4 protein-coding genes are annotated in these 5,335 nt (G+C 72.1%); 3 read left to right on the forward strand and 1 reads right to left on the reverse strand.

The features are described 5' to 3' along the window. Positions 1–1,038 (reverse strand): serine/threonine-protein kinase (locus AC08ON_RS07805; RefSeq protein ID WP_476616699.1); only part of this gene is annotated, 1,038 nt, incomplete at its 3' end. Between the two features lie 382 nt (positions 1,039–1,420). On the opposite strand from AC08ON_RS07805, the gene lat reads away from it, so the two are divergent. The 3 genes from lat to AC08ON_RS07820 form a co-directional block, all read left to right on the forward strand. Continuing rightward, the gene (gene lat, locus AC08ON_RS07810) at positions 1,421–2,989 is read left to right on the forward strand and encodes an L-lysine 6-transaminase (protein WP_476616700.1); all 1,569 of its coding nucleotides are present in this window, start codon (positions 1,421–1,423) and stop codon (positions 2,987–2,989) included. Then, a complete protein-coding gene (locus AC08ON_RS07815; protein WP_476607969.1) occupies positions 2,986–4,683 on the forward strand; it encodes an aldehyde dehydrogenase family protein in 1,698 nt (565 codons plus the stop codon). The genes lat and AC08ON_RS07815 overlap by 4 nt, the downstream gene beginning before the upstream one ends. A 231-nt stretch (positions 4,684–4,914) precedes the next feature. After that, a partial coding sequence (locus tag AC08ON_RS07820) for an MFS transporter (RefSeq protein WP_476616701.1) occupies positions 4,915–5,335 on the forward strand: 421 nt, incomplete at its 3' end.

The raw sequence follows: 5,335 nt of genomic DNA on the forward strand, positions 1-5,335 counted from the left end.
GCCCGACCCGACGCGCCACCCGTCGTCCTCCCAGCCGTCAGCGCCGTGGCTCACGGTCGGCGGGGCGGATGCGCGGTGGTGGGCGGATGCGCGGTGGTGGGCGGGATCGGGACCGTAGCCGGCGTCGCGGTACCCCCCGTGGGGACCCTCGCCGTCCGGCGGGGTCGGCGGCAACGACCACCAGCGGGCCAGCGCCGTCTCGCTGGCCCGGTCCGATTCGGCGGGAGAGCGGACGTCGTGGCCGACCAGTCGGGCGAGCAGCTCGGTGGCGGCGGGGCGGCGCGCCGGCTCCTTGTCCAGGGCCGCCCGCACGACGCCGACCAGGGACGCGGGCAACCCGTCGAGGTTGGGCTCCGCGGTGAGGATCTGCAGGCCGATCGCCTCCGCCCGTTCGCCCCGGAAGGGGGGCCGGCCGGCGGCGGCGAAGGTGACGCAGGCCCCCCAGGCGAAGATGTCGGCCGCGGGTCCGGCCCGCTCGCCGCGCAGCTGCTCGGGCGCCATCCAGACCAGGGTGCCGATCAGCATTCCCGTCCGGGTGTGGCTCGTGTTGTCCCCGGCGCGGGCGATGCCGAAGTCGATGACCTTCGGGCCGTCCCAGGTGAGCAGGATGTTCGCCGGTTTGAGGTCGCGGTGCACCACCCCGGCGGCATGGATCGCGACCAGGGCGTCGGCCAGACCGACGGCGAGTCCCTGGACCAGTCGATCGTTGAGCCGGCCGCGGGTGGCGACCGCGTCCGCCAGGTTCCTGCCCTCGACGTACTCCGTGGCCATCCACGGCCGTTGCCCGGTCAGGTCGGCGTCGAGCACGGCTGCGACGGCGCTGCCCCTGACCCGGCGGGCCGCGTCGACCTCGTGCCGGAAACGGGACCGGAACTCGGGATCGTCGGCGAGTCCGGCCGACGGCACCTTCACGGCCGCAGGCCTGCCGTCGGTGTCGAAACCGAGGTAGACGACGCCCATCCCACCCGCGCCGATGCGGTTCGCCAGCCGGTAGGGGCCGATGCGTCGGGGATCGTCCGTGGTCAGGGGCGTCAGCACGCCGCTTGCCTTCTCTCCGTCGTCGGGTGTCGGGGTGGCCCGGGTGTCGGGGTGGCCCGGCGGTTCCGGCGCACCTCGCGACGGTGCGGGGTGGAGATGAGCCGATTGTCTCCCGTGCGGTCCCCTGCACTCATCTGACGGCATTGCCTTCGCTCTGTGTTAAGGGTCAGCCACCTTATGTGTGCGGCGTGGTCGATGTGCCGCCGCTACGCTCTGACGACCTTCGCGCGAAGATTTGTCCCATGCTTGGTACGGAACGAAAAAATTAGAGGTTGTAGCGTAATCTTGCAGGGATATCTTCGTAAGAAGATCGACGTCGCCGAGACGGCTTGTGGGATGGCGACGGGATCCGGATGGAAGTGGTCCGGGGGAGGAGAGTGGGATGGTCGTCCCCTTGCGGTCAGCCCAGCCCTTGCGGTCGGCCCAGGTGTCTGCGTCCGGTGCCCGGTCGGCGGACGCGATGCCGGCGGACGCGATGCCGGCGGACGCGATGCCGGCGGAGGGGCTAGCGGCGGACGCAGTGCTGAGCACGCTCGGTCGTCACGTCCTCGTCGACGGCTTCGACCTCGTCTGCGACCTGGCGATGAGCCGCGGCAGCGTGCTCGTCGACGCCCGTGATGGGCGGCGCTACCTCGACCTCTACAGCTTCTTCGCCTCGGCGCCGCTCGGGATCAACCCGCCGGACCTCGTCAACGACGCGGGCTTCGTCGCCCGGCTGGGCCGGGTGGCGGTCAACAAGCCGGCAAATCCGGACGTCGCCACCGTCGCCTACGCCGAGTTCGTGCGGACCTTCGCCCGGGTCCTCGGCGATCCGCAGTTGCCGCATCTGTTCTTCGTCGAGGGCGGGGCCCTGGCGGTGGAGAACGCGCTCAAGTGCGCCTTCGACTGGAAGAGCCGGCACAACGCGGCACACGGCCGTCCCGCGGCGCTCGGCCGTCGGGTTCTGCACCTGCGGAACGCCTTCCACGGACGCAGCGGCTACACCCTCTCGGTCACGAACACCGATCCGGTCAAGACCGAGCGTTTCCCCGTCTTCGACTGGCCGCGCATTGACTGCCCGGCGATGATGTTTCCCTGCGTGGGGCCGGCCCTCGACGCGGTGATCGCCGCGGAACGTGTCGCGCTCGGCCAGGCCGAGGCCGCCTTCGCCGCCCATCCCCACGACATCGCCTGCTTTCTGGCCGAACCGATCCAGAGCGAGGGCGGGGACAACCACCTGCGGGCCGAGTTCTTGGCCGCGATGGCCGAGCTCTGCCGGCGCCACGACGCGCTGTTCGTGCTCGACGAGGTGCAGACCGGTGTCGGCGCCACCGGCTCGGCGTGGGCCTACCAGCAGCTCGGCCTGCGCCCGGACGTCGTCGCGTTCGGCAAGAAGGTCCAGCTCGGCGGGGTGATGGCCGGCCGGCGGGTCGACGAGGTCGCCGACAACGTCTTCCGCGTGCCCGGGCGGATCAACTCCACCTGGGGTGGTGGCCTGGTGGACATGGTCCGCGCCACCCGCATCCTGGAGATTATCGAGGCGCAGGGGCTCATGGCCCGGGCCGGCGAGCTCGGCGTGGGCATGCTTGCCGGGCTGACGGAGCTCGCGGCCCGCCACTCCCGGCTGCTGCGTAATCCCCGTGGGCGCGGTCTGCTCTGCGCGGTGGACCTGCCGGGCAGCGCCGTCCGGGACGAGGTGCTGCGGCGGCTGCGGGTGCGCGAGGGAGTCCTCGCGCTGCCCGCCGGGGAACGGGCCATCCGGTTCCGACCGGCGCTGACAGTGAGCGCCGAGCAGCTCGCCGCCGGGATCGCGGCCCTCGGCCGGGTCCTCGACGGACTGCCGGGTGGTGGATTGGACGGGCTGGGCGGATTGGCGGGGCTGGGCGGATCCGATGGGCTGGGCGGATTGGCGGGGCCGGGCGGATTAGATAGGCCGGATGGACCCGGTGGACCGGATGGGGGATCGTCATGACGCTGGTATGGCCACGGCGGGTTGGTGCGCTCATTGGCGGACGTCCGCGGGACGGGTGCGCGCCGCCCGGCGCGGCCGAAGCGGAGCTCACCCCGGTCCGGACGGTGCCCTCGACCAACCCGGCCCGGCTCGACGACGTGGTCGCCGAGGTCGAGCTGGCCGGCCCGGAGACGATCCTTGCCGCCGCGGTGGCGGCCCGTGACGCCCAGCGCACCTGGGCAGACGTGCCGGCCCCGGTCCGGGGAAGCGTGATCGGCAATCTCGGCCGGCTCGTCGCGGACAACGCCGCCGCGTTCGCCCGGCTCGTCACCCGGGAGATCGGCAAACCGGCGGCCGAGGCTCGCGGCGAGGTCCAGGAGATCATCGACACCTGCGAGTTCTTCCGCGGCGAGGGACGCCGGCTCTACGGCGAGACCGTTCCCTCCGAGATGCCGGACAAGCAGCTGTTCACCTTCCGGGAGCCGGTCGGGGTGATGATGGTGATCACCGCAGGGAACTTCCCGGTGGCGGTGCCGTCCTGGTACATCGTGCCGGCCCTGCTCGCCGGCGATACCGTGGTCTGGAAGCCTGCCGAGTACGCGGCGGCCTGCGCGCAGGCCCTGGTCGAGCTGATGGCCGCCGCCGGGGTTCCTGCCGGCGCGGTGAACCTCGTGCCCGCCGACGGCGCGGCGACGTCGCTCGGGCTGGAGCGGGCGCTGGCGGCCGGCGTCGTCGACAAGGTCGGCTTCACCGGATCCACCGAGGTCGGCCGGTTCATCGGCGCCCTGTGCGGCCGGTACCTGCAGTCGCCGTGCCTGGAACTCGGCGGGAAGAACCCGATGGTCGTCGCGCCCGACGCCGATCTCGACGCCGCCGTCGAAGCGGCGGTGTTCGCCGGGTTCGGCACCGCCGGGCAGCGGTGCACCTCGCTGGGTACGGCGATCGTGCACGAGTCGGTGCACGCCGAGTTCGTGCGTCGGCTCGACGCCGCCGTGTCCGCGGCGGTCGTCGGCGATCCGACCCGGGACGTGCTGTACGGGCCGCTGCTCGACGCCCGGTTCGCGGCCGGGTTCGCCGACCATCTCGACCTGATTCGGGACCATCATCGGATCTTCGGGTCCACCGCGGTGGGACGGATCACGTCGGCCGGTTTCGGGACGTCGGCCGGTTTCGGGACGTCGGCCGGTTCATCGACGCCGTTGACACCGGCAGGGCCGGCGGGGCCGGGAAGGTGGCCGGGCGGACCGCGTCGCGGCTTCGTCGGCGATCCCGACTCCGGGCTGTACTACCACCCGGTGGTGCTCGACGGCGTGCGCCCGGACGACGAGGTGTTCCGCGAGGAGACGTTCGGTCCGATCATCGGCGTTACCACCTATCGCAGCCTCGACGAGGCCATCGACCTGGCGAACCTGCCCGGCTACGGGCTGTCATCGTCGATCTACACCGGCGATGCGGCGAGCGCGTTCCGGTTCCGGCGGGGGGTGCGGGCCGGGATGGTCAGCGTCAACTCCTCGACGTCGGGCGCGGAGGCCCACCTGCCCTTCGGCGGCAACGGGCGGTCCGGTAACGGAAGCCGCCAGTCCGGTCGCTGGGTCCTCGACCAGGTCACCCGATGGCAGTCGATGAACTGGGACTACTCCGGCAGGTTGCAGAAGGCCCAACTCGACACGGCCGTGCCCCCGGCCGACCTGTCCTTCCGCCTGTCGGACCCGTGACGTTCCGACTGAGACGGGTGCCGTGCTGCCGTCTCGCCTCATGGACCCGATGGGGTTTTCTCGACGATGCGGAACAACGCGGCTGGTCACGGCGGATCGGGGCGTCCGGAGGTTCCGCCGTCCCGGGGCGTTGTCGCATCTCGCCGCATCCAGGACTGGGCCCCGGCGCCCGGGGCCGGTCCGCGCCATAGTCGGCGCATGCCAGACCTGGTGATGCAACCGATGCCCGGGATGCGGCCGACCCCCGGCACACGACGGGCCGGCCGCCGGGAATGGGCCGGTCTCGCCGTACTCGCCCTGCCCTGCCTGCTGCTGTCGATCGACGTGACCGTGCTGTACTTCGCCCTGCCGTTCATCACCGCACGCCTCGCCCCGAGCGGCGCCCAACTGCTCTGGATCGTCGACATCTACTCCTTCGTGCTCGCCGGCCTGCTGATCACGATGGGGACGGTCGGCGACCGGATCGGGCGTCGCCGGCTCCTGCTCTACGGCGCGGCCGTGTTCGGAGCCGCGTCGGTACTCGCCGCCTACGCCACCGGCCCGGTCATGCTGATCCTCGCCCGGGCTGCGATGGGCGCCGCCGGTGCCACCCTGATGCCGTCGACCCTCGGGCTCATCCGGGTCCTGTTCGTCGATCCGGACCAGCGGCGCG

It is taken from the genome of Frankia sp. CoWAU3 (assembly GCF_977971855.1).